The sequence below is a fragment of the Streptomyces sp. NPDC048196 genome, from assembly GCF_040652715.1.
Classification (GTDB): Bacteria; Actinomycetota; Actinomycetes; order Streptomycetales; family Streptomycetaceae; genus Streptomyces; species Streptomyces siderophoricus.
Genome location: NZ_JBEZMM010000001.1, coordinates 288,095 through 310,196, shown reverse-complemented (window position 1 = coordinate 310,196; position 22,102 = coordinate 288,095). Strand labels below are relative to the sequence as shown.

Annotated in this window: 24 protein-coding genes and 1 pseudogene; 9 read left to right on the top strand and 16 right to left on the bottom strand. The window is 72.3% G+C overall.

Annotated elements, in window-relative coordinates:
- Nucleotides 1-49 precede the first annotated feature (49 nt).
- Nucleotides 50-1,588: a fibronectin type III domain-containing protein gene (locus tag AB0E02_RS01525; protein ID WP_362134745.1), complete on the top strand. Its 1,539-nt coding sequence runs from the start codon at nt 50-52 to the stop codon at nt 1,586-1,588.
- Between the two features lie 22 nt (nt 1,589-1,610).
- The gene (locus tag AB0E02_RS01520) at nt 1,611-2,039 is read left to right on the top strand and encodes an adenylyltransferase/cytidyltransferase family protein (RefSeq protein ID WP_030409943.1); all 429 of its coding nucleotides are present in this window, start codon (nt 1,611-1,613) and stop codon (nt 2,037-2,039) included.
- A gap of 79 nt (nt 2,040-2,118) precedes the next feature.
- Here AB0E02_RS01520 and AB0E02_RS01515 read toward each other — a convergent pair whose 3' ends face one another.
- Nucleotides 2,119-2,847, bottom strand: coding sequence for a CDP-alcohol phosphatidyltransferase family protein (locus AB0E02_RS01515; RefSeq protein WP_362134742.1), 729 nt, complete (start codon nt 2,845-2,847; stop codon nt 2,119-2,121).
- Between the two features lie 42 nt (nt 2,848-2,889).
- Between AB0E02_RS01515 and AB0E02_RS01510 the strand changes: the two genes are divergently transcribed.
- From AB0E02_RS01510 to AB0E02_RS01500, 3 genes are all read left to right on the top strand, one after another.
- Nucleotides 2,890-4,182, top strand: a complete 1,293-nt coding sequence (locus AB0E02_RS01510; RefSeq protein WP_362134740.1) for a glycosyl hydrolase family 28-related protein — start codon at nt 2,890-2,892, stop codon at nt 4,180-4,182.
- A gap of 57 nt (nt 4,183-4,239) precedes the next feature.
- The gene (locus AB0E02_RS01505; protein ID WP_362134738.1) at nt 4,240-4,821 is read left to right on the top strand and encodes a GNAT family N-acetyltransferase; all 582 of its coding nucleotides are present in this window, start codon (nt 4,240-4,242) and stop codon (nt 4,819-4,821) included.
- A gap of 253 nt (nt 4,822-5,074) precedes the next feature.
- The gene (locus AB0E02_RS01500) at nt 5,075-5,524 is read left to right on the top strand and encodes an ATP-binding protein (protein ID WP_362134736.1); all 450 of its coding nucleotides are present in this window, start codon (nt 5,075-5,077) and stop codon (nt 5,522-5,524) included.
- A 46-nt stretch (nt 5,525-5,570) separates the two neighbouring features.
- On the opposite strand, the gene AB0E02_RS01495 is transcribed toward AB0E02_RS01500, so the two are convergent.
- From AB0E02_RS01495 to AB0E02_RS01470, 6 genes are all read right to left on the bottom strand, one after another.
- Complete coding sequence (locus AB0E02_RS01495; protein ID WP_362134734.1) at nt 5,571-6,824, bottom strand: PP2C family protein-serine/threonine phosphatase; 1,254 nt, start codon at nt 6,822-6,824, stop codon at nt 5,571-5,573.
- Nucleotides 6,821-7,828, bottom strand: coding sequence for a SpoIIE family protein phosphatase (locus tag AB0E02_RS01490; protein WP_362134732.1), 1,008 nt, complete (start codon nt 7,826-7,828; stop codon nt 6,821-6,823). The genes AB0E02_RS01495 and AB0E02_RS01490 overlap by 4 nt, the downstream gene beginning before the upstream one ends.
- Nucleotides 7,825-8,271, bottom strand: coding sequence for an ATP-binding protein (locus tag AB0E02_RS01485; protein WP_362135536.1), 447 nt, complete (start codon nt 8,269-8,271; stop codon nt 7,825-7,827). Before AB0E02_RS01485 ends, AB0E02_RS01490 begins: the two co-directional genes overlap by 4 nt.
- A 13-nt stretch (nt 8,272-8,284) precedes the next feature.
- Nucleotides 8,285-8,695, bottom strand: a complete 411-nt coding sequence (locus AB0E02_RS01480; protein WP_362134730.1) for an STAS domain-containing protein — start codon at nt 8,693-8,695, stop codon at nt 8,285-8,287.
- Nucleotides 8,692-9,570, bottom strand: a complete 879-nt coding sequence (locus AB0E02_RS01475; protein WP_362134728.1) for an STAS domain-containing protein — start codon at nt 9,568-9,570, stop codon at nt 8,692-8,694. Before AB0E02_RS01475 ends, AB0E02_RS01480 begins: the two co-directional genes overlap by 4 nt.
- Before the next feature lie 112 nt (nt 9,571-9,682).
- The gene (locus AB0E02_RS01470) at nt 9,683-10,084 is read right to left on the bottom strand and encodes a hypothetical protein (protein WP_362134726.1); all 402 of its coding nucleotides are present in this window, start codon (nt 10,082-10,084) and stop codon (nt 9,683-9,685) included.
- Here AB0E02_RS01470 and AB0E02_RS01465 point away from each other — a divergent pair.
- Nucleotides 10,039-10,614, top strand: a pseudogene (locus AB0E02_RS01465) (MFS transporter); the annotation flags it as partial. The gene AB0E02_RS01470 and the pseudogene AB0E02_RS01465 sit on opposite strands and share 46 nt — an antisense overlap.
- Nucleotides 10,615-10,650: 36 nt before the next feature.
- On the opposite strand, the gene AB0E02_RS01460 reads toward AB0E02_RS01465, so the two are convergent.
- Complete coding sequence (locus AB0E02_RS01460) at nt 10,651-11,235, bottom strand: DUF2867 domain-containing protein (protein ID WP_362134724.1); 585 nt, start codon at nt 11,233-11,235, stop codon at nt 10,651-10,653.
- Between the two features lie 108 nt (nt 11,236-11,343).
- Here AB0E02_RS01460 and AB0E02_RS01455 point away from each other — a divergent pair, with 108 nt between their 5' ends.
- A complete protein-coding gene (locus AB0E02_RS01455; RefSeq protein WP_362134722.1) occupies nt 11,344-11,904 on the top strand; it encodes a TetR/AcrR family transcriptional regulator in 561 nt (186 codons plus the stop codon).
- A gap of 37 nt (nt 11,905-11,941) precedes the next feature.
- Here the strand turns inward: AB0E02_RS01455 and AB0E02_RS01450 are convergent, their stop codons facing one another.
- The 6 genes from AB0E02_RS01450 to AB0E02_RS01425 all read right to left on the bottom strand — a co-directional run bounded on the left by AB0E02_RS01450 (nt 11,942) and on the right by AB0E02_RS01425 (nt 17,088).
- A complete protein-coding gene (locus AB0E02_RS01450; RefSeq protein ID WP_362134720.1) occupies nt 11,942-12,871 on the bottom strand; it encodes a squalene/phytoene synthase family protein in 930 nt (309 codons plus the stop codon).
- Between the two features lie 216 nt (nt 12,872-13,087).
- Nucleotides 13,088-14,014, bottom strand: coding sequence for an ATP-grasp ribosomal peptide maturase (tgmB, locus tag AB0E02_RS01445; RefSeq protein WP_362134718.1), 927 nt, complete (start codon nt 14,012-14,014; stop codon nt 13,088-13,090).
- Nucleotides 14,015-14,020: 6 nt separating this feature from the next.
- Nucleotides 14,021-14,212 (bottom strand): putative ATP-grasp-modified RiPP, encoded by a 192-nt coding sequence (gene tgmA / locus AB0E02_RS01440; protein WP_030409928.1) that lies wholly within the window; start codon nt 14,210-14,212, stop codon nt 14,021-14,023.
- Nucleotides 14,213-14,496: 284 nt separating this feature from the next.
- Entirely contained in the window at nt 14,497-14,772 is a 276-nt protein-coding gene (locus AB0E02_RS01435; protein WP_030409927.1) for a hypothetical protein, read from the bottom strand.
- 60 nt (nt 14,773-14,832) lie between these two features.
- Complete coding sequence (locus tag AB0E02_RS01430; protein WP_362134716.1) at nt 14,833-15,870, bottom strand: AI-2E family transporter; 1,038 nt, start codon at nt 15,868-15,870, stop codon at nt 14,833-14,835.
- A gap of 306 nt (nt 15,871-16,176) precedes the next feature.
- Nucleotides 16,177-17,088, bottom strand: a complete 912-nt coding sequence (locus AB0E02_RS01425; RefSeq protein WP_362134714.1) for a LysR family transcriptional regulator — start codon at nt 17,086-17,088, stop codon at nt 16,177-16,179.
- A gap of 85 nt (nt 17,089-17,173) precedes the next feature.
- Between AB0E02_RS01425 and AB0E02_RS01420 the strand changes: the two genes are divergently transcribed.
- Nucleotides 17,174-18,091, top strand: a complete 918-nt coding sequence (locus tag AB0E02_RS01420) for an EamA family transporter (protein WP_362134712.1) — start codon at nt 17,174-17,176, stop codon at nt 18,089-18,091.
- 28 nt (nt 18,092-18,119) lie between these two features.
- On the opposite strand, the gene AB0E02_RS01415 is transcribed toward AB0E02_RS01420, so the two are convergent.
- Together AB0E02_RS01415 and AB0E02_RS01410 are read right to left on the bottom strand one after the other, a co-directional pair.
- A complete protein-coding gene (locus AB0E02_RS01415; protein WP_362134710.1) occupies nt 18,120-18,908 on the bottom strand; it encodes a DeoR/GlpR family DNA-binding transcription regulator in 789 nt (262 codons plus the stop codon).
- 42 nt (nt 18,909-18,950) lie between these two features.
- The gene (locus tag AB0E02_RS01410) at nt 18,951-20,018 is read right to left on the bottom strand and encodes an NAD(P)-dependent alcohol dehydrogenase (RefSeq protein WP_362134708.1); all 1,068 of its coding nucleotides are present in this window, start codon (nt 20,016-20,018) and stop codon (nt 18,951-18,953) included.
- A 178-nt stretch (nt 20,019-20,196) separates the two neighbouring features.
- Between AB0E02_RS01410 and AB0E02_RS01405 the strand changes: the two genes are divergently transcribed.
- The gene (locus AB0E02_RS01405) at nt 20,197-21,546 is read left to right on the top strand and encodes an MFS transporter (RefSeq protein ID WP_362134706.1); all 1,350 of its coding nucleotides are present in this window, start codon (nt 20,197-20,199) and stop codon (nt 21,544-21,546) included.
- Nucleotides 21,547-22,102: the final 556 nt, after the last annotated feature.

Here is a 22,102-nt window from a genome sequence, read left to right as displayed (position 1 = left end):
CCTGTCCCGACAACATTTATTGCTCGCGCCATGCTTCCAGGGGGGACCTGTGCGCCAACGAAGCAGACCCATCCATCTTTTCCTCGCGGCCGCGGTGCTCGGCACCGCCTCGACCGCGCTCGCCGCCGGTCCCGCCCAGGCCAACGGCGAGGCCACACTGACCGCCGATCCGCTGAGCACCTGGCAGACCGACGGCATCGTGTGGTCCCTGGCGTACGCCAAGGGCATCGTCTACGTGGGGGGCCGGTTCGATCACATCCGGCCGCCCGGTGCGGCCCCCGGCAGCGGTGAGCTCGCCCGTAGGAACTTCGCGGCCTTCGACGCCAAAACCGGGCAACCGCTCGCCTGCGCCCCGGCGTTCAGCGGCGGTGAGAACACCATCCGGGCGATGAAGGCCTCGCCCGACGGTTCGCTGATCTACATCGGCGGCTCGTTCGGCAAGGCCGGCCCGGTCGGGCGCTCCAACACCGCCTCGCTCAACACCGCGGACTGCACGATCGGCGACGACTGGAAGCCCACGGTCAGCTCGACCGTGCGTGCCCTCGACGTCACCGACGACGCGGTCTACATCGGCGGGCAGTTCGACAAGGTCCAGGGGCAGACCCGCGAGCGGGTCGCCGCACTGCGTCCGACGGGTGCGCTGCTGCCGTTCAAGGCGACGATCCGGGGCTCGTCGATCCCGAACGACCCGACGCCCGGGGTGAACGCGATCACGGTCGCCCCGAAGCTCAACAAGGTCATCATCGGCGGCCGGTTCACCTCGGTGAACGGCAGTCTGCTGAGCGTGCACGCGCTGGCCGGGCTCGACGCGACCACCGGCAAGGTCGTCAACACCTTCACCGGCTGGATCCCCAGCAGGTCGGCGGTCAAGGCGCTCGTCAACGACGGCACCAACTTCTATCTGGGCGCCGAGGGCACCGGCGGCGGGGTCTTCGACGGGCGGATCGCCGGCCGGCTGTCGGACGGCGGGCAGATCTGGAAGGACACCTGTCTGGGCGCCACCCAGGCCGTGCTGCCGTACAAGGGCGTCCTCTACAGCGGGTCGCACGCGCACAACTGCTCCGACACCCCGGGCGGCTTCTCCGACATCGGCAACCGGCAGCACTTCCTCGCCCAGTCGATCGCGGACAAGACGATCCTGCCGTGGTTCCCGGACACCAACGACGGGATCGGCGAGCAGATCGGCCCGCGTGCGCTGACCATGGCGGACGGGATCCTGTGGGCGGGCGGCGAGTTCACCACCGTCAACGACGCGCCGCAGCAGGGCCTGACGCGGTTCGCGGCGGCTCCGGACACCGGTGCGCCGCAGGTGCCGCTGATGAGCGGGTCGAGCCCGTCGCGCGGGAAGATCACGCTGACCTGGAAGGCCTCGTGGGACCGGGACAACGGCGTGCTGACGTACAAGCTCTACCGGGACGGGGTGTATCTGACCTCGCTCACCAAGGACTCGCGCTACTGGAACCGGCCGGACATGAGCTTCACGGACACCGTGGAGCCCGGCTCGGCGCACCGTTACTCGCTGGAGGTCACCGACGGCACCAACGTCTCGGGCCGCAACGGCCCGGTCAACGTCACCGCCAAGTACTGACCGTTCGCCGACTGGGGAGCACATGACGCACCGCGTGGGGTACGCACCCGGGGTCTACGACTTGTTCCACATAGGGCATCTGAACATTCTCCGGCATGCCAAGAGCCAGTGCGACTATCTCGTGGCCGGGGTCGTCTCGGACGAAATGGCCGAGCAGGCCAAGGGCACGGCACCGGTCATTCCGCTCACCGAGCGGCTGGAGATCGTGCGCAGCGTCCGGTTCGTGGACGCGGCGTTCGTGGAAACCGTGCCGGACAAATTGGTGACCTGGCAGCAGGTCCGGTTCGATGTCCTCTTCAAGGGCGACGACTGGCGGGGAACGAGCAAGGGTGACAAGCTCGAACGGGATTTCGCGGCGGTCGGCGTCGAGGTGATCTATTTCCCCTACACCGTGCACACGTCGAGCACACTGCTGCGCAAGGCGCTCGACGGGCTGGCGAATTCGGCGTAGTACGGGAGGCCGGCAGAGGTGGGCGGAGGCATTCCCCGGAGTTCTTCCGGGGAATGCCCCGCTGCCTCGTTCCCGTTCGTCAGCGCACGGGGACGGACAGTTCCCGGTACCACTTGACGAGGAACGCCACCATGAAGAGGAGATGGGCGACGAGCAGCGCGCAGTACGCCGCGACGAACAGGTCACGGCTGCCGAAGAGCAGGAACGCCGCGCAGAACACGCCGTAGTCGACGGGGAGCAGGGCCACCGCGCGCAGGGTGGACACCGGTGCCGCGGCGGGCCGTTCCGCGCCGTTCCGCAGCCGCTCGGCGCGCTTGAGCTGGTCGGTGAGGATTCCGCCGAAGAAGACCATCACCGCGGCGAATTGGAAGGCCACCGGCAGCAGCAGGAACACCGGGTCGGAGAATCCGAAGTGACGGTAGAAGGCGAGGAGTACGGCCATGTGGACGGCGAGCATCTTCGCGCAGTCGACGACATGGTCGAGCCACTCCCCCGCGGCGCTGCCGGCCCCGGTCAACCGGGCGAGCTGGCCGTCGGCCGAATCCAGTGCGAATCCCAGGCCCAGTGCCGCGACGATTCCGAGCGCCGCGGCGGACGAGGGCTTCAGGGCCGCGATCATCACCACCCCGGCGAAGGTCACGGCCGCGCTGATGAGCGTGACCTGATTGGGCGTGAGTTTCAGCTGATGGCCCGCCGCGGCGAGTATCCGCCCGGCCGGCCGGTTCACATAACGCGAATACAGGGACACCCCCTTCGCGGATTTCTGGGCCGCCGACAGTTCCCTGAGCGCATATCCGAACTGACTCATGTCCCCCCACTCGTTGAAATGGACCCCCCGGAGGAGCACATCATGGCAGGCAGGACCTCTCCGTCAAACGGTGGCGCCGGCCGCCGGACGGTGCTGGCGGGTACGGCCGCCGCGCTCGCGGCCGCCCTGGCCGGCTGTGACTCCGCGCCCGACCGGCAGCCGTCCGACAACGCCCCGACGGGCCCGCTGGTCACCGGCCGCAAGCCCAAGGGCAAGGACGTCATCGACGTGGTGGCGGACTGCGGCGCCAAGGGGGACGGCCGCACCGACGACAGCCGTGCGTTCGCCCGGGCCTACGCCTACGCGGCCGGCCGGGTCTGGGACCACATCGGCCGGACCGTGATCGACATTCCGGCCGGGACGTACCTCATCCGGTCGCCGCATGCGCTCCTCGACGCGCCGGCCGGCAAGCTCAAGGCCAACGGACTGCGATTCCGCGGGGCCGGGAAGCGGATGACGCAGCTGATCTTCGCGCCGTCCCGGGCCGAGGACGCCTACCTGTGCCGCAACGAGGACGGCTGGGCGAATGTGATGTTCGAGCAGCTCGCCTTCCGCTCCGGCACGCCCGGCGCGTCGTTCTTCTACTCGTTCTCGACCGGCCAGGCCCAGGACTACCGCTTCTCCGAGTGCGAGTGGACCGGGGAGTGGACCTACGGGCTGGCCCTCGACGGCAGCAACACCAACTCGGAGATGCGGTGGGACGCGTGCCGGGTGGGCGGCTCCTACCGCAAGGCGTTCCTCTACTCCGGGCTGTCGCAGAAGTCGCCGGACCAGTCGCAGCAGGACCAGTTCCTCAACTATTGGTTCACCGACATGAAGGTCGAGTACTCCTGGGGGAATTTCCTGGAATTCCCCTACGGGGGCTCGGTCACGTGCCGCGGCGGTTCGTACATCATCACCGGGCGCCGCCCCGGCAACTCCCCCGACTACGGGCGGACCAGCACCTTCTTCCGCTTCCCCCGCGGCCCGCACCACGACTCCGTCCAGCGCTTCCACGCCGAGGACATCCGCTTCGAGGTGCGCGGCCCGGACACCGTCGTGATCGACTGCGCCTGGGACAGCGGCACGGTGCACTTCAACGACTGTGACGACACCGCGCACGCTTTCAAGCCGTTCGCCGGGGCCAGCCGCCCGCACCGCTACCGCATCGGCCCCCGGGGCCCGTTGGTGCGCTACGACTCGTGCCAGCTGTCCGGGAAGCACTTCTACGAGGAGGACGGCGACGGCGGCCCCAAGGCCCGCTACGACATGTGCCTGCTGCGCAACCACCCCGCGCGGGACTTCATCCAGGGCGCGGGCGGGCGGGTGTCGTTCGTCGACTGTCTGGGGACCTGAGCCGCCCGCGGGCGAAACGCGCTTTCGGTACGGAGTGGGGCCAGGCACGATCACCGCATGCAGATCCTGTGCTTCCCGGAAGCGGACACCCCGGCCACCCTGCGCACGCAGGTCCTGGACCTCCAGCACCAGGCATGGCCCCCGGCCGAACCCTCCCCCGCCTTCGGCGACGCTCTCACTCACGATCCGGCGCTGGACCCCCATTCGATGCTGCTCGTCGACGACGGCACAGTGGTGGCGGCGCTGGACGTGCTGTCCAAGCCGCTGGTACACGCCGGCCGGCGCTACCGGGCGGGCGGGCTGAGCACCGTCGTGACCCGACCCGCCGTACGCGGCAGGGGATACGGCCGACGGCTGGTGGCCGCCGCCCGTACGGCCATGGCCGATGCCGGCCTGGATCTGGGCGTGTTCACCTGTGACCGGCCCCTCGAACCCTTCTACCGGAGCGCGGGCTGGCGGCTGCTGCCCGGCACCCATCTCATCGGCGGCACGCCGCAGTGTCCCCTCCCGAGCGACCGGCCGCCCTTCGACAAGGTCACCATGGCCGACTTCTTCTCCGCCGGGGCCCGGCGGCACCGCGCCGCGTTCCGGCATGCCCGTCTCGCGCTGTATCCGGGGACGATCGACAGGCTCTGGTGATCCCTTACCCACGGGCGGATTAACGCAGGGTGACCAGGGTAGTAAGGATCTGCAATCGAAGAGGCTGACGGAACACCAGGTCAGAGCCATGCCCTTGACCTGCGCTGGAACGGAAGCACGAGAGGAGTGACTCTCCGTGTATGACACACGGGTTTGCTGGGCGGTCACCGTCCGGCGGACCGGAAGCGTGCGCGGAGGACGATGTGGCGGCCCGGTGGCCCGTCTCAAGGACGACACGAACGAGGTGATCCTGTTGAGCAGCACCACGGCCCGGCACCACGGCATGACGCCGTCGGCCCCCTCGCCGTCGGCACAGGTGACGACGATGGCCAGGCGGCCCAGGGCGGCCGCCACCGCGCGCGAGGTCACCCGGAAGTTCCTGGCGGGCCTGCGGCCCCCGCTGGACGCCGGCGCCGCCGACGCGGTGGTGCTCGTGGTCTGCGAGCTCGTCACCAACTCCGTACGGCACGCGGCCGGTTCCTCGTTCTCACTGCGGCTGGCCGTCTGCGGCGATGCGCTCGCGGTGGGCGTGACCGACGCGTCCAGCGATCCGCCCGTGGGACGGGTGCCCGATGTCGACGGCGACACCGGGGGTTTCGGCTGGCCGATGGTCCAGCGGCTCGCGATCGCCACGTCGGTGTGCCTGACCGACCAGGGCAAGACGGTGCACGCGCTGATCCCGTGCCGCCGACGGGAGCGGTGAGCGCCCACCCGTGAGCACCGGAGGTGCTCCAGCCCACCCCGGCTGCCTACCCCGGCTGCGGGGCCCGGCGGAGGGTCAGTGCGAGGGTGTCGTCGGAGTGCAGGATGACCGCGTGCATGTCCTCCGCCAGGGCACCGGGGATTTCTCTTATCGGGCGGTGCCGGTGCTGTAACACGCTCTGGATCAGCCGCTGTTCGCCCTCCAGCGGATCCCGGCGGCTTTCGGTGAGGCCGTCGGTGTAGAGCACGAGCAGGTCCTCCTCGTGCAGCCGGGTCCGCAGCAGCCGTTCGCTGCCGGGCAGCGGGAAGCCCACGCCGCGGCCGCGGACCTCCAGGAATTCCGCGGTCCCGTCGCGGCGGACCACCAGCGCCGGCGGGTGGCTGCCGTTGGCCAACTGCAGTTCGCCGGTGGCGGGGTGGAGCCGGACGAGCAGGACCGTGGCCATCAGCTCGGGGTCGAAGGGGGTGAGGATCTCGTGGGTGCGCGCCACGATCGATTCCAGCGGGTGGCCTTCGAGGGCCAGGGTGCGGACCGCGTGGGTGACGTTGAGCGCGCTGCGGGTGCTGCGTACGCCGTGGCCGAGGGCGTCGACGATGGTGATGTGCACCGTGCCGTCCGGCAGCAGGAACCAGTCGTAGAGGTCTCCGCCGGTGGGGGCGTCGGTGCCGGCCGGTGCGTAATGGACGGCGAGTTCCAGGCCGTCGAGGGTCAGCGGCGGCGGCCGCAGGGCGTCCTCAAGTTCGCGCAGCGTCTGGCCGTGGGCGTTGCGGAGCCGCTCGTCGCGCTCTTCGAGCTGGACGTAGAGGGCCAGCACGCCGGTGTTGGTCTCCTCCAGCTCCTCGGTCAGCCGGCGCTTTTCGGCCACGAGGGCGTCCACGCGGCCGAGAGCGGCCCGCAGTTCCTCCTCCAGCGCGGCGGTCTCGGTCGCCGCGGTGTCGGCGGCGCCGTGCGGGCGGTGCGGTTCCGGACCGTTGCCGGGGTCGGTGAGCGGGACGCGCCAGGTCAGTGACCCGTCGGATCCGGTGCGGGCCGGCAGCGGGGAGTGCCCGGTGCGCGGCGGGCGGGCGGCGCCCGGGGTGCGGAGGGTGAGGACGAGGGCGGGCGCGGCGGCCCGGCCCCGGCCGGTCTCCCGGGTGACCTCCAGGGTCACCGCTTGGCCGGCGTCGAGCGCGGCACCGGCCGATTCGCTCACGGCGAGCACCAGACGGGCCCGGGTCTCGACGGGCAGCGCACTGGATTCGGCCAGCCCGCGGACGGCCTGCTGGAGCGCCGGGAGGGTGTGGAGTACGCGTGGGGTCACGAGGGTCTCTGGTAGCGGTTGGCGGCAAGGACGGTCGCGTCGTCACTGGTACGGCGGTGGCCGTGGGCCAGGGCGGTGACGAGCAGGGGCGGCGGCAGGCGCAGCAGGAACGGCGGCGGGGTGCGGGTCCAGCGGTGGTCCACGCCGTCGGTGTGGAGCACGGCGGTGGCCCCGTCCTCCATGGGCAGCTCGCGGGGATGGGCGCGGGGCAGGTTCAGGCCGGCCACGCCGGGCTGCCCGGTGAGCTGGTGGTGGACGCGGTCAGGGGTGACGACCAGGGCGCGGACGTTGCCGACCCCGCAGTACTCGGCGCGGTCCGGGTGCAACCGCAGCAGTGCGACAGCGGCGCCGCGGGTGTGCCGCAGGGCGCGGTGGACGGCGTGCAGGATGTCGGGCAGCGGGCCGTGCGGCTCGCGCCGGAAGGTGCGCACCGCGAGCTGTGCGGCCTCGGCGGCCTGCGGGCCGTGGCCCAGTCCGTCGACGACGAGGGTGGTGCGGGTGTCCGGCCCGTCGGCGACGGCGCAGGCGTCACCGCTGAGCCGTTCACCCGCGGCCGGGAGGCAGACCGCCCCGAGTCCGTGCAGGTCGTTGGCCAGATGTGCGGACGGGGTGAGCCGGGCGCAGGCGAACGTACCGTCGGCGGGCGCGCTGCGGATCGTGAAGGTGGTGGCGATCCGGCCGACCGCGCCCAGGCCCGCGCCGAGGGTGTCGGTGGTGGTGTAGCCGTCGGCCAGACACCGCCCCAGCTCGGGCATGCCCGGTCCGCGGTCGGCGGCGAGGATCTCCACGCCGTCGCCGAGCGGGGTCCGCTGCACGTACAGGGCGCCGTTGACCGCGTGTTTGGCGAGGTTGCTGCCGAGTTCGGAGGCGAGGACGGCGGCCTGGTCGGGCAGCGGTGCGGGCAGCGCACAGTCCCGGGCCAGTGCGCGGGCGGTCTCCGCGGCGACGTGGACGGCGCTGTAGTGGTCGATGGGGACGCACGCCGTGGGCGGCGGAGCGGTCACCGTACGGCCCACCGCGTGGCCGTCACCGTCGTCCCGCCGCCCACCTCGGTACGGATGTCGAATTCGTCCATCAACCGCCGGGCGCCGCCCAGGCCGTGTCCGAGTCCGGAGCCGGTGGTGTAGCCGTCGGCGAGCGCGGTGGGGACGTCGTCGATGCCGGGGCCGTCGTCGGTGACGGTCAGCCGCAGGCCGACCGCGTCCCGCCGGGTCGGGTAGTCGATGGTGAGGGTTCCTCCGCCGCCGTGCACGTAGGCGTTGCGGGCGAGTTCGCTGGCGGCGGTGACGACCCTGGTCTGGTCGACGATGCTGAAGCCGGCCCGGCGGGTGGCGGCCCGCACGGCATGCCGGACCGTCAGCAGGTCCTGTTCGCTGCGCACGCCGTACGTGGCCGACCCGGCGACGGCCTCGCCGTTGGCCGCGCGGCGCTCCGCGTCCCCGAGCACGGTCGTGCCCCCGTCACCGGCGCCGGTCACGGCGAGCCTCTCCGGGCGGCGCCGGGCTCTGGTGCCAGCCCAGGGCCGCCATGCCCTGTTCCGCGTTGAGGGCGGTTTCCACCCCGGTCAGCTGCAGTCCCAGTTCGGCGAGCGTGATGGCCACCGGCGGGCGCATGCCGGCCACGATCACCCGGGCGCCCAACAGGCGTGCGGTGGTGGTCAGTTCCATCAGCATGCGGGCGACGAAGGAGTCGATGATCTCCAGCCGGGAGATGTCGATCAGTACCCCGCGGGCCCCTTCGGTGGCGATCCGCTCGGTGAGCTCGCTGGTGAAGAGCACGGCGGCCTCGTCGTCGAGCTCGTTGAGGAGTCCGGTGACCAGGACGTCCCCGAGGCGCAGGATGGGCACTCCGGTGGCGGGCGGGCTGGTCATCGCTCCGCTCCCGGTGCGGTCATGGCCGGCGCGGCGTCGGTGAGCTGGATCGCGGCGGCCAGCGCGTCGGCGAGGGTGGCGCGGGTGAGGATGGTGGACAGGTCGATGCCGAGCTGGGCGATGGTCTGGGCGATCGGCGGCCGGATCCCGCTGATCACGCAGTCCGAGCCCATCAGCCGTACCGCGTTGACGGTCTGCATCAGGTGCTGGGCCACGGCGGTGTCCACGGTGGGCACACCGGTGATGTCGATGATGGCGACCAGCGCCTCGTGCTCCTGGATGGCCTCCAGGAGGTTCTCCATGACGACCTGGGTGCGGGCGGTGTCCAGGGTGCCGATCAGGGGGACGGCGAGGACCTGCCGCCACAACCGCACCACGGGCGTGGAGACTTCGAGGAGTTGCCGGCTCTGCCTGCGGATGATCTCTTCCCGGCCGTCGACGTAGGTCTCGAAGGACAGCGCGCCGGCGGTGTCCAGCAGACGGTTGGCCAGGAGGGACGCGGCGAAGAGTTCGTCGCCGTCCGCGCTGTGCCGCTGTGCGGCCTCCAGCAGCGCCTCCTTCAGCGCCATCACCGCCAGCGCGGTGACGGTGGGGCTCACGCCGTTGCGGGCCCGGCGCAGCGAGAGGTCGGACACCGCCTGCCGCAGCGCCTGGTGGCCGGTGAAGACCCGCTCCACCGGGAGGTCACCTTCCAGTCCGGCGAGCAGGGCGCCGAGCAGTGCGTCGGCCTCCTCGCGCAGTGCGCTCTCCCCCACGCCGTCCCCCGAGGCCGCCCGGGCCAACTGCAACTGCACCCAGCGGTCGGCGATGTCGTCGGCCTCCGTGCGCAGCACTGCCGCGATGCGCTCCCGTGCTGCCGCCTCGGTGGTACGCAAACCCCAGTCCCTTCTGACGACTTACCGGGGCGGTGTCGCCCCGGTCCGGTCCGCGCGAGTCGGCCGCCGGCCGCTCGCGATCTTCCTCGCCGCGGCAATGCTACCGAGGCGGTCACGTATGAGGATGCCCAGTTCGGGGCGGTCCGATCAGGAAGAGTGCGGGCCGACCGGCGGAAGGGCAGGAATCCGTCCTGGCCGGCCGCGCTCGGCCCGGTCCGCACAGCAGGTCCCCGACCGCGGCGATACCGGCGGTAATGGCGCGCTCACCGAGGTCGCCGAAGCCCAGGACCAGTTGGGCGGGTGCGGTGGCGCCGGTCGAGCGGCAGGCGCTCATGCCGTGGAGGCCGACGGACCGGGTACGGGCGGCGGCGATCAGGGTCTGCTCGTCGGTCCCGGGTGCGAGGTGGGCCACGGCGTGGAAGCCGGCTGCCAGGCCGGTGAACGCGATGCCGGGAGCATGGGCGGCCAGTGCCGTCACCAGGGCGTCCCGGCGGGCCGCGTGGACCGTCCGCATCCGGCGCAGCTGCCGGTCGTACCTGCCGGATTCGATCAGCTTCGCCAGGGCGAGCTGGTCGAGCGGTGGCGTCCGGCTCGGCCGGGGTCGTCGCGGTGGTGCTGTTCGTCCAGCCGCTCGCCGCGGTCGTCGCGCGCTGGGTCGCCGGCAGGTACGGCGACCGGCACGGCCCCTCCCGGCTGGTGCTGCCCGGTCTGCTGCTGTCCGCGGCCGGGACGCTCGGCCTCGTGCTGACGGACAGTCCGGCCGCCGTGGTCGCCGGGGTCGCCGTCTTCGGCACCGGATTCGGCATCCTCCAGAACGCCACCCTGACGCTGATGTACGCCCGGGTGCCCGCTTCCGGTTACGGCACGGTGAGCGCGCTGTGGAACGTCGCGTACGACGCGGGCATGGGCGTGGGCGCGGCCGGCTTCGGGGTGGTCGCCGGCTGGACGGGCTATCCGGCGGCCTTCGCGGTCACCGCCGTCCTGATGCTCGGTGCGCTCGTCCCGGCCCGGCCCGGCGCGACCGCACCGCCGGGCCGCGCGACGGCGGCTGACGAGGCGGTCCGCACGAGGTCCGGCGCGTCAGCCCTGCTGCCACCTGCGGCCCATCCCGCGGAACAGTGCCGGGTAGACGCCCAGGTAGCGGAAGGGCTTGATGGCCGCCATGTAGAGGGCGCCGAACAGTCCGTTGGGCTTGACGAGGACGGCCATCTGCCCGCGGTAGCCGTCGGCGCCGTCCGGGACCCAGCCGATGTGCATCACCGCCTGCACGGTCCGGTTGGCGAGCTCGGCGACCCACTCGTCGTGCGTCAGGTAGACGGAGGTCAACGGCACCGCGCGGAGGTCGGGCCCCCGCGGGCCGTCGCGGAGGTCGGCCGGCAGCCGGTCCCGCAGCGTCCACTTCCGGCTGCCGGGACCGGCGACCGGCTTGTCCCACCCGAAGAGGCGCCCGAGCGCCCAACGCGCGGCGAAGAGCGTCCGCGGGACGAGGGAAAAGTGGTGGGTCCCGCGTTCGGGGACGTCGCCGGTGAACTGGCGTACCAGGCGCGCGAGATCGTCCGGACCGCCGGGTGTCGGGAGCGCCCATACGTCCTCGACCTGGAAGTCCCCGGCGATCTCATGGATGCGCCAGGGACGGGAGGTGTGCGCTGTGCTGGGGAGTCTCATGGCCGGCCCCTGTCCATACGGTTATCTATACGGTGGCGTATAGATCTAGGCTAGCACCGGTCTGTACGGTGCCGTATAGGCCGGGTGGGAAGTGAGAGGAGACACGGCATGGGCGTGACGCGCACGCCGCGCGGCAAGTGGATCGAGGAAGGCCTGCGCGCGCTCGCCGCGGGCGGCCCCGAGGCGGTCCGGATCGAGGTGCTGGCGCAGGCCCTCGGCGTCAGCAAGGGCGGCTTCTACGGGTACTTCAGCAACCGGGAGGCCCTGCTCACCGAGATGCTCGACGCCTGGGAGCAGGCGGTCACCGACGGGGTGATCGAGCAGGTGGAGAGCGGCGGCGGGGACGCCAGGGCCAAGCTGGAGCGGCTGTTCGCGATCGCCTCGTCGTCCACGGAGGGGCCGCTGCGGGGCACCGCGGCCGACCTCGCGGTCCGCGACTGGGCCCGGCGCGACGAGGCCGTCGCCCGGCGGCTGCGGCGCGTCGACAACCGGCGCATGGCGTACCTGCGTTCACTGTTCGGCTCGCTCTGCGCCGACGAGGACGAGGTCGAGGTGCGCAGCCTGCTCGCCTTCTCCCTGCGGATCGGCAACCACTTCATCGCCGCCGACCACGGCCCGCGCGACCGCGCGGAGGTGATGGCGATGACCGGCAAGTGGCTGCTGCGGTAGCCGGAAACCAGCGGCCGCGCCCGGGCGGCGGCCGGCCTCAGGCCCGTACGGGAAGCCGTTGGCTGCGCGCCGTCCGGTATTCCCGGGCCAGGAGGCCCAGCGCACCGACGACCGGCGGCCGGGTGCCGCCGGTGAGCAGGGCCGCGCCCTTCCGTCGCACCGTGCGCACCCGGAGCTCCTGCAGGGTCAGCAGCGCGCGGACGAGCGGCCGGCCGGGTGCCGCCACCCGCTCGACCAGGTCGTACGAGGCCGCCAATCCGTCCTGGGCCAGGGCCAGTTGCTGCGGCACCAGGGCCGCGAAGGCGGTACGGGCGGCGGGACCGGCCTCGGCCAGATCCCGGTGGGTCAGCCCGTGCCGGGCCAGGGCGTCCTGCGGGATGCCGAGCCGCCCGTGGGACAGGTCCTCGGCGATGTCGTCCAGGAAGTCGAGGCGTTGCATCGCCTCGATGAAGCTGCGGCAGCCCGCCACGTACGCCTCGGTGCCGGTGTCGGGCGCGAGCAGGCAGGTGAGGAGCATGAAGGCGGGCAGCGAATAGGCGTCGATGTAGTCCTGGAATTCCCGCTCGGTGGCGAACCCGGACCAGTCCACGTCCGCCGCCGCCCCCGCCAGGAACTCCCGTACGTGTGGCTCCAGTTGTGGATGCCGGGTGACGGTGTGCCGTAGCGCGCGCAACAACGGCTCGTCCGTCGGGCCGCCCGCGAGCGCCGTCCGCACCTGCTCGTCCCACGCGGTGCGGGCCGCGGCACGTTCCGCCACGGGCCCCTGGTCGATCCGGTCGTCCGTGTGGTGCATGAAGGCCGTGGCGGCGAGGACGTCGGGGACCAGTACAGGGGGCAGCAGCAACCGCACCGCGGTGTACTCGGCGCGGGCGAACCGCGCGACCAGACGGCGCTGTTCGGTGTAGTCGCGCCGGAGCGAGGGGTCCATGATCCCGGCCCGGTCGAGTGTCACCGGCCAGCCGGCCATACCCGCTCCCCTCATCGGTGCCGCGACGACCTTAGACGACCTGCTCGGGAGATTTCGCACCGGGTGGCACACCGTCCCTCCACACTCGCCGTACCGTCCCACCCCCACTCGGCGCCCCGGACGGGCGACAATCGCCGTATGGGTCCGCTGATCGCCTTCGACGCGCCCGACGAGCCGGTCACCGGGCCGCCGGGCCCGACGGGGCGGGTGCCGGTGTCACGCGGGTTCCTCCGCCAGCCAGGTGGCGATGGCCTGGGCGATGGGCTGGTCGGTGTCGAGCTGGACGAAGCCGAACTGTCCGCCCTGGTTGCATTCGAGGAACCACCAGGCCCCCTCCCGGTCCTCCGCGAAGTCGAAGGCACCGTAGGAAATCTGGGCGAGGCGCAGGTACGCGGCGACCGAGCGCCGGACCGTGTCGGGGACCTCGGTGGGCTTCCAGGCGGCGTTCTGGGTGAAACGGCTGTCGACCTCGTCCGGATCGGCCTGCTTCCGGGCGGCGAAGAGCCGGCCGCCGACGCAGGTGAGCCGGATGTCGGCCTGCTTGTGGATGTGGCGCTGGAGCAGCGTGGGGGAGGCGGCGACTCCGGTGAAGTCCACGTCCGGGCCGATCCGCGTGGTGGGCAGCACCATCGGGGGTTCGCCGGGGTGTTTGCCGGAGACCGACTTCACCACGAGGTCGCGGTGGGTGGCCGCGAACTGCCGGGCGACCGAGGGGAAGGTGGTGATCAGGGTGGGCGGGATGGTGAAACCGCTCTGTTGGGCGAGGTGCAGCTGCCAGGGCTTGTAGCGGGCCTGCGCGGCCGCGACGGGGTGGTTCATCCAGCGCGCCGGGGTGCAGGTGAGCATGCCGTAGAGCGCGTGCTCGGCCTCCGTGGCGAGCCAGGCGGACTGTTCCTCGGCGCGGGTGCCGGGCGTTCCGGGCCGGCGGACCCATATCGACCGCAGGCTGCGCAGGCTCACCATGCGTTCGTCCGCCTTCAGGTAGCCGTGGAAGGCGTGGTGGGCGTAGTCCGCCGACAGGGCGACCCGGCCGGGCAGGTCGGCGGGGTCGAGGCGGACGAGCGGGACACCGCGGTCGTGGAGGATCGTGACCACCATGTCCGCGGTCAAGTCCTCCTCGCAGGTGAGGACCAGGACGGTCATGGACGCTCAGTCGTCGAAGTGGGTCTTGGAGCCGGCCGTGGACGCGGTGGTGCCGGTGGCCAGCAGCACGGCCCGGCTGGAGGTGGCCGGGCGTCCGTCGGGCAGTACGTTGAGTTGCCGCGCGGCGTCATAGGTGTACGGCGCGGCGGTCGACGGCGTCACCGCCGGACGGGCGTAGCTCAACGCAAACGGTCGCATGCTTTCTCCTTTACAAGACCCGGTTCCCGCCCGCCGCGGTGGCGGTGCGGTGACGGGTGCCCCCACCTGATGACTCTGCACGGAGGACGCGACAGTCCGGTCAAATAGTTGCCAGTTTTGCTCGTTTCCGACGATCCTCTTGACGGAAATGCGGTGAGAACGTAGCTGCCGACCCGGTACGTTCGGTCTGACAGCACGGCAGCGGGCCCCTAGGAGAGCATTCCCTCTGCCGTGCCGTAGATGGCCACGAATTGTCCCCTCCGCTGACGGGATGTCAGCGGAGGTCAGCCGTCCGACACCTCGGCGAGCCGGAACGGCCCCGCGGCACCGGGGCCGAACATCACCGGCAGATTGCGTCGGCGCGGTACGACGACGAGCGGTTCGTCGCGGTACTCACGGAGGAATTTCTCCAGCGGCTCCCAGATGAGATCCCGGTAGCCGGATTCGGTCCGCTGGTGCTCGAAGGAGAGCGTGAGGGCGGACTCCACGAGGCTCACGCTCACCGAGTCCACCTCCAGCCACTCCCCACCGATCCAGGCTTCGAGCCGCACATATGACATGACGCAAGAGTGCCCCGGACGGTGCCGCAGCCGCAATCGGCGTCCGGGCGCGCGGCGCGCTCAGGGGGCCCGGAAGGACGCGGCGGGGAGCGCGCGCAGCACGCTGTAGACGGACCACACCACCGAAACGAGCGGTACCGCGACGATCGCGCCGGGCACCCCGGCGGTGACCGCGCCGCAGACCACCGAGAGCGCCACCACGACCGGATGCAGCTGGACCGCGCGGCTCATCACGAGCGGGTGCAGCACATGGCCCTCGATCTGGCCGATGACCACGATCAGCAGCACGACGATCAGCGCGATCACCGGGCCCTTGGCGGCCAGCGCCACCACGGCGGCCACGGCCAGCGCGACCGGCGAGCCCACCAGCGGGATGAAGGCGGCGAAGAACTCCAACACGGCCAGCGGGACGGCGAGCGGCACCCCCAGGATGAACAGCGCGACGCCCACGAGCACGGCGTTGATCGCGGCGACCAGGACGATGCCGCGGGTGTAGCCGGTGAACGTGGTCCAGGCGGCGCGGCCCGCGAGCTGGACCGGGCGGCGCCGGTTGCCGGGCAGCTGGCCGCCGAACCAGCGCCACATCCGGCCGCCGGAATGCAGGAAGAAGACCGAGCAGAACAGCGCGAGCACCCCCACCGTCGCCGCTTCGACGAGCCGGTCCACGCCGCTCAGCGCCGTGCTGATCAACGCAGACCGGTGCGTGGAGACGAACCTGCGGACCCATGTCTGCAGATGCGCGAGGGTCTCGCGGCTCAGGTGGACCGGCGGGCCCTGCGCCCATCGCTCGATCCTGGCCACACCGCCGTCGAACTCCCGGCGCAGCCCCGCCCACTCCCCCGCGACGTTCGCACCGATCAGGCTCAGCACACCGAAGAGCAGCAGGATGCCGAGCAGCAGCCCGGAGGCGACCGCCACCGACCGGGGCATCCAGCGGTCGAGCAGTCGGGTCAGCGGCTCCAGAAGGGCCGTCAGCACAAGGCCCAGGAAGACCGCCAGGGTCACCAGGTGGAACTTGCCCAGGGCCACGAAGACCGCGTAGACGACCGCGCCCACGATGATGAGGCGCCACCCGTACGCGGCGGCGGCTTGCAACATCGGGGACGGCCCGGTGGGTACGGCCGGGCGGCGCTCCGGTCCCCCGCCCGCCGTCCGGCGTACGGTCACGGTCCGCCGGCCGCCGCGGGTCCGCAGAACCGTGACCCGGCCGCGCGGCCGGCCGCCGCTGCCAGAGGCGCCGGACGTGCTCTCCCGCTTCCTGCCGGGTCGGTTCCGCACCTGGCCGCCACCGCCCTCCGCGCGCCCGTGCCTACCCAGAGGTGGTATCACCCGGCACCGGTTCTCGAACGCCCGCGGGCCGGCATTCCCCCGAAGGCACGCGACCGTACGTCATCCGCCCGGCGGCTACCGGCGCGGCGGGCGGGTGTCCTCGTGGGTCCGGCGGGCGAGGAGGTCGGTCACCAGCGCCAGTGGGGGCCAGTTGAGGCTGCCGTGGCGGGCGACGGCGTACGCGCGCAGGACGACCTCCGGGGCCGTGAGCCGGACGATGCGGACGCCGGGGAAGGGCGCGAGGTCCCCGGGCAGCAGCCCGACGCCCAGCCCGGCGGCGACCATTGCCTGCACCAGGTCGAGGCTGTCGGCCTGATGGGTCACCCGGGGCGTGAAGTCCGCCATCGAGGCGAGCGTGCGGATGGCCACCTCGTCCGCGGAATTCCGGGAGTTGACGATCCAGCTCTCCGCACGGAAGCGGGTGACGACGTCCAGGGCCGTGCCCTCGGGCACCTGGATACCGGCGGGGACGCCGAGGCCCCATTCCGTGGTCCACAGCGGCGCCGCGCCGACGGACGGGTCGAAGGTGGCCGGTGCGAGGTTGTAGTCGTAGGTGAGCGCGAGGTCCGTCTCGTCGGCGGCGAGGGCGTGCAGGGCCTCGGCGGGCTCGTGCTCGCGGATGAGGATCCGCACCTGGGGGTGGCTCGTCGCGAGCCCGGTGACGATGGGCAGCAGGTACGTACGGATCGCCGTGCCGAAGCCGGCGACCCTGAGGGTGCCGTGGGGCTCGGCCCCGGGTCCCAGGTCGAGCCGGGCCGCCTCGACCGCGGCGAGGATCGTCACGGCGTGTTCGGCCAGCCGCCGGCCCGCCGGGGTCAGCCGGACCCGGCGGCCGTCCGGCTCGATGAGCGTGGTGTCCGTCTCACGGGCGAGCGCGGCGATCTGCTGGGAGACCGTCGAGGTGGTCGTTCCGAGGGTCTCGGCGACGGCACGCATCGACCCGAGCCGGGACAATTCGGCCAGTAGTTCCAGTCGCCTCGTCTCCATGCGCGCCATTGTTCAGCTTTCCCGAACGGAATGTCCATGATCGGCACGTGGACGGCAACGATGCCGAGACCGTCTACTGGCGGCCATGACCGCGCCACCTGCCCTGACGTCCTCCACCGCCGCCCGCCGTGCCTCCTTCCGCGGGACCGACGCCGGGGTGCTGATGTCCCTCGCCTCGATGAGCTGCGTCCAGCTGGGCCTCGCGCTCTCGGTGCGGCTCTTCGACCAGCTCGGACCGGTGGGAACGACGGCGCTGCGCCTGACGTGGGCGGGCCTGCTCCTGCTGGTCCTCGTCCGCCCGCGCCGCTCGGACTTCACCGGCAGGGACCTGCTCGTCTGTCTCGGGCTGGGGGTGGTGACGGCCGGGCTGATGCTGCTGTTCATGTGCGCGGTCGCCCGCATCCCGCTGGGGACGGCCAGCGCACTGGAGTTCCTGGGGCCGCTCGGTGTGGCCATGTTCGGGTCGAGGGGCGGCCGCAAGCTGTGGGCCTCGCTGGCCGCGGTGGGGGTGGTGCTGCTCACCGAGCCCTGGCACGGCGGGAGCGACCCGGTCGGGCTCGGGCTCGCGCTGGCCGCCGCGGGCTGCTGGGCCGGGTACATCCTGCTGACCCAGCGCGTCGGCGACCGGGTCACCGGTCTGAACGGTCTGGCCGTCTCGATGCCGGTGGCCGCCCTGGTCGCCACGCTGTTCGCCGGACCGTCCGCCCTGGCGTCGGTGACCTGGTCCCTGGTGCTCACCGGCCTGGCGCTGGCGGTGCTGCACCCGGTCATCCCGTTCAGCCTCGAATTCCTGGCCCTGCGCCGGCTCTCCACCACCGCCTTCGGCACCCTGATGAGCCTGGAACCCGCCATCGCCCTGGTCATCGGCGCCGTCACCCTCGGCCAGCTGCCCGGGGCGGGCCCGGCGGCCGGGGTCGTCTGCGTCGTGCTCGCCGGTATCGGCGCCGCCCGCACCGGCAGCCGTACGCCGGCGTCCGCGGAGGGTGCGCGCCCCGGCGGGTGACGACCGTGCCGCTTCGCGCGGGGACGGGTCAGGCGTCCACCACGTCGACCGTCGCGCCGCGGTCGCGCAGGGCGGCGAGTTCGGCGGCGGGGGTGGCGCGGTCGGTGACGATGCGGTCGTAGCGGCCGGCGTCGCCGTACGCGTGGGTGGCGGTCTTGCCGAACTTGGTGTGGTCGACGAGGAGCAGGGAGCGCCGGGCGCAGTCCAGCATGGCTTCCTTGATCTCGGCGTACTCGCGGATGGGGTGGAAGAGCCGGCCGCCGAGGATGGAGACGGCCGACATCACCGCGAGGTCGGCGCGCAGCCGGCCGAGGGCGCGCAGCACGTCGGGGCCGACGCAGGAGCCGAATTCGCCGCGGTAGCGACCGCCGAGCAGCGTGACGTCGGCGCCGGGTGTCTCGTCGAACAGCCGGGCCACGCCGAGGGAGTTGGTGACCACGGCGACCGCCTCGGTCCGGGCGATCCGCGCGGCGAGCGGGAACAGCGTGGTCGAGTCGTCCAGGACGACGGTGCTGCCGGGCCGGATCTCGTCGGCGACCGCGGCACACAGCGCCTCCTTCAGCGGGCGCTGGACGCCGATGCGGAAGCGGGTGGCGGTTTCCATGGTGAGGGTGGGGAAGGGGGCGGCCCGGCCGCGTTCCTTGCGCAGCAGCCGGCGTTCGGCGAGCTGGTCCAGGTCGCGGTGCATGGTCGCGAGGCTGACCCCGAAGTGCCTGGCCAGTTCGTCGATCCGGACCTCTCCGCGTTCGACGACGAAGGCCAGTACGTCCTGTCGTCGCCGGTCGACCTCGGCCAGCGACGACCGTGTGGAAGCCATCGGGGCCGCCCCTTTCCCGGTCGCACAGCGGCAGCGGCGCGCCTACCGCTGCGGATGGATGACGGCCTTCACGGCGGTCGCGTCCTTGGTGGCGACGGTCAGTGCGTGCTCGGCCTCGGCAAGACCGTAACGGTGCGAGACCAGCGAGTCGAGCCGGACCGCACCCGACTCCACCAGCGCGATCGCGGTGGGCCAGGTGTGGGCGTAGCGGAAGGTGCCGGTGAGTTCGAGTTCGTGGTTCTGCACCCGGCCGAGCGGGAGCGGGATCTCGTCCCCGCCCATGCCGATGAGCACGACCCGGCCGGCCCGGCCGACGGTGCGGATCGCCTCGCCGGTCACCGCCGGGACGCCGGAGCACTCCAGCAGCACGGTGGGGGTCCAGCCGGCCTCGGGCAGCGGGGTGCGGGAGACGTCGAGGGTGGTGGCGCCGGCCGCGCGGGCGAGTTCCAGGCGGTGCGGGACGACGTCGGTGACGAGCACCTCCCGGGCGCCGAAGGCGCGTGCGGTCCGGGCGGCGACCAGGCCGATGGGTCCCGCTCCGGTGATCAGCACCCGGTCACCGGGGGCGACGCGGGCCTTGCGGCAGGCCCAGACGGCGACCGAGAGCGGCTCCAGCAGGGCGGCGTCCTCGATGGTCAGGGAGTCGGGGACGGCATGGGCGAAGTCCTGGTGGACGGCCAGGTATTCGCAGAAGGCGCCGTCGACCGGGGGCGTGGCGAGGAAGCGCATTCCGGGGCAGAGGTTGTAGCGGCCGGCCCGGCATTCGCCGCAGGTGCCGCACGGGGTGCCGGGCTCGACGGCAACGCGCCGGCCGGTCCGCTGCGGGTCGACGCCCGGCCCGCAGGCGACCACGGTGCCGGCCGCCTCGTGGCCGAGGACGAGGGGTTCCCGCACGACGAAGTCGCCGATCCGGCCGTGCCGGTAGTAGTGCACGTCGGAGCCGCAGGTGCCGACCGCTTCGACGCGGACCAGGACCTCTCCCGGTCCGGGGGTGGGGACGGGGCGCTCTTCGAGCGTCAGCTTCTCGGGGCCGTGCAGGACGGCGGCGCGCATGGTGGCGGGGATCGCGGCCGTCGTGGGGATCGCGGGCTGCGCGGGGGTGGCGGTCATGGCGGGCACGGCTCCCTGGGGTCTTCGAGGATGTGCGCTCTTTTTTAGCAGAGCAGGCTTGACTTCGCACAAAATACGAGAAGACTTTGCGGCCGGTCCACCGTTCGGCAGCACTTTCCGGCTCCGCCGACGCGACGGTGGAACCCGCATCCCCTTCCTTCTCCGCCCTGGAGGGCCCATGAGCAGCCCCGCCCCCTCGTCGAGCCCGGCCCGGACCCCGGCCGGTGCGCCCCGGCCGGCGACCGACCGCTCCCGCCTCGCACGACTGGGCATACCCCCGGCGCTGACCTGGGGTTTCGTCGGCGTCCTGCTCTTCATGACCGGCGACGGCGTGGAGACCGGGTTCTTCTCGAAGTACCTGGCCGACCACGGGCTGACCAAGGCCGACGCGGCGGTCGTCATCGCCGTCTACGGCATCACCGTCGCCGTCGGCGCCTGGCTCTCCGGGGCGCTGTCCGACCTCTGGGGGCCGCGGCGGGTGATGACCGCCGGGTTCGCCATCTGGCTCGTCTTCCAGCTGCTCCTGCTGTCGGTCGCACTGCCGGCCATGAACTATCCGCTGCTGCTGCTCGTCTACGGGCTGCGCGGCTTCGGCTATCCCTTGTTCGCCTACGGATTCCTGGTGTGGGTGACCGCGGCGACCCCGCCGCACCGGCTGGGCACGGCCGTCGGCTGGTACTGGTTCGCCTTCACCGGCGGGCTGCCGACGCTCGGTTCGCTGCTCGCCAGCGCGACGATCCCGCAGGTCGGCTCGTACCAGACGCTCTGGTTCGCGCTCGGACTGGTGACGCTCGGCGGGCTGCTCGCCCTGCTGCTGGTGCGCGAACCCACCGGTCGTTCCCGGCTCGCGCCGGCCGGTGAACGGCCGCTGGCGACGCTGGCGGGCAGCGTCTCGATCATGCGGCGCCGCCCGCGGGTGGCCGTCGGTGCCGCGGTACGCGTGGTCAGCACCGGTTCCCAGTTCGGGTTCCTCGTCTGCATGCCGTTCTTCTTCACGGAGACGGCCGGATTCACCACCTCGGCATGGCTGCGGCTGCTCAGCGTGATGTTCACCGCGAACATCTTCGCCAATCTCTTCTTCGGCGCCGTCGGGGACCGGCTCGGCTGGCAGCGCACCATGACCTGGTTCGGTGCCGTGGCCTGTGCGCTGACCTGCCTCGCGCTGTACTACGTCCCGCTGGTGGCCGGCCCGTCCTTCGCCGCCTCCGCGGTGGCCGCCGCGCTCTACGGCATCGCGCTGGCCGGCTACGTGCCGATCTCGGCGCTCGTACCGGCGCTGGCGCCGCGCCACAAGGGTCAGGCGATGTCCGCGCTCAACCTCGGTGCGGGGCTCAGCACCTTCGCCGGGCCGGCCGTCGTCGCGGTCGCCCTGGGCCCGTTCGGGATCGAGGGGATCGTCTGGATCTTCGCCGGGCTTCATCTGCTGACCGCGGTCGCCATCCGGTTCCTGGAGCCGGATCCGGAGTTCACCGCGTCCGCCGCCACCGCGGTCGAGGAGGGTACGGCCGTTCCGGCCGGCCGGCACTGACCGGCCGTCAGCCGCACTGCGCCGTTCAGCCGCGGCCGACCGTTCGGAACGTAAGGTGGCAGATCGGTACATCACATGACATAGCGAGGTCCCGCATGCCCGCTCGCCGTCTCGCCACCGCCGCCGCTCTCACGCTCACGACCACCGCACTCGTCGCCGCCGGTCCCCCACCCGGCGCCGCTCCCCCGACCGGCAGCCGGACCACCGCCGCGCGGCACGCCGGCAACACCGAGGTTCCCGTCGAACGGGGCACCGCCCGCTTCCGTGTCCCGTCCGCGCTGCTCACCCGGCTCGCCACCCACGGTGTGGTGCCCAAGGCGCTCGGCACGAAGGGGAAACCCCGCCTGCACCTCGCACACGACGGCAGCCGCACGCTGAGCCTGCGCCTCTCGGGTGGTGCGGTCACCAACAGCGGCGGCAAGGCAGGCGGCGAACTGCGGTTCGGCGCCGGCGGGGTGGCCCTCGTACATGCCAAGGCGCACAAGACCCTCCGGCTCACCGGCCTCACCGCCGAGCTCGGCCGGGGCATGCTCAGTGCCCGCACCGGCCGCGGCAC

Excerpts from the sequence above, each read along its gene's own strand:
- AB0E02_RS01520 (WP_030409943.1), top strand. The coding sequence starts at position 1,611 with ATGACGCACCGCGTGGGGTACGCACCCGGGGTCTACGACTTGTTCCAC.
- AB0E02_RS01515 (WP_362134742.1), bottom strand. The coding sequence starts at position 2,847 with ATGAGTCAGTTCGGATATGCGCTCAGGGAACTGTCGGCGGCCCAGAAA.
- AB0E02_RS01510 (WP_362134740.1), top strand. The coding sequence starts at position 2,890 with ATGGCAGGCAGGACCTCTCCGTCAAACGGTGGCGCCGGCCGCCGGACG.
- AB0E02_RS01505 (WP_362134738.1), top strand. The coding sequence starts at position 4,240 with ATGCAGATCCTGTGCTTCCCGGAAGCGGACACCCCGGCCACCCTGCGC.
- AB0E02_RS01480 (WP_362134730.1), bottom strand. The coding sequence starts at position 8,695 with ATGACCAGCCCGCCCGCCACCGGAGTGCCCATCCTGCGCCTCGGGGAC.
- AB0E02_RS01470 (WP_362134726.1), bottom strand. The coding sequence starts at position 10,084 with ATGCGGACGGTCCACGCGGCCCGCCGGGACGCCCTGGTGACGGCACTG.
- AB0E02_RS01460 (WP_362134724.1), bottom strand. The coding sequence starts at position 11,235 with ATGAGACTCCCCAGCACAGCGCACACCTCCCGTCCCTGGCGCATCCAT.
- AB0E02_RS01455 (WP_362134722.1), top strand. The coding sequence starts at position 11,344 with ATGGGCGTGACGCGCACGCCGCGCGGCAAGTGGATCGAGGAAGGCCTG.
- AB0E02_RS01450 (WP_362134720.1), bottom strand. The coding sequence starts at position 12,871 with ATGGCCGGCTGGCCGGTGACACTCGACCGGGCCGGGATCATGGACCCC.
- tgmB (WP_362134718.1), bottom strand. The coding sequence starts at position 14,014 with ATGACCGTCCTGGTCCTCACCTGCGAGGAGGACTTGACCGCGGACATG.
- tgmA (WP_030409928.1), bottom strand. The coding sequence starts at position 14,212 with ATGCGACCGTTTGCGTTGAGCTACGCCCGTCCGGCGGTGACGCCGTCG.
- AB0E02_RS01435 (WP_030409927.1), bottom strand. The coding sequence starts at position 14,772 with ATGTCATATGTGCGGCTCGAAGCCTGGATCGGTGGGGAGTGGCTGGAG.
- AB0E02_RS01430 (WP_362134716.1), bottom strand. The coding sequence starts at position 15,870 with ATGTTGCAAGCCGCCGCCGCGTACGGGTGGCGCCTCATCATCGTGGGC.
- AB0E02_RS01425 (WP_362134714.1), bottom strand. The coding sequence starts at position 17,088 with ATGGAGACGAGGCGACTGGAACTACTGGCCGAATTGTCCCGGCTCGGG.
- AB0E02_RS01420 (WP_362134712.1), top strand. The coding sequence starts at position 17,174 with ATGACCGCGCCACCTGCCCTGACGTCCTCCACCGCCGCCCGCCGTGCC.
- AB0E02_RS01415 (WP_362134710.1), bottom strand. The coding sequence starts at position 18,908 with ATGGCTTCCACACGGTCGTCGCTGGCCGAGGTCGACCGGCGACGACAG.
- AB0E02_RS01410 (WP_362134708.1), bottom strand. The coding sequence starts at position 20,018 with ATGACCGCCACCCCCGCGCAGCCCGCGATCCCCACGACGGCCGCGATC.
- AB0E02_RS01405 (WP_362134706.1), top strand. The coding sequence starts at position 20,197 with ATGAGCAGCCCCGCCCCCTCGTCGAGCCCGGCCCGGACCCCGGCCGGT.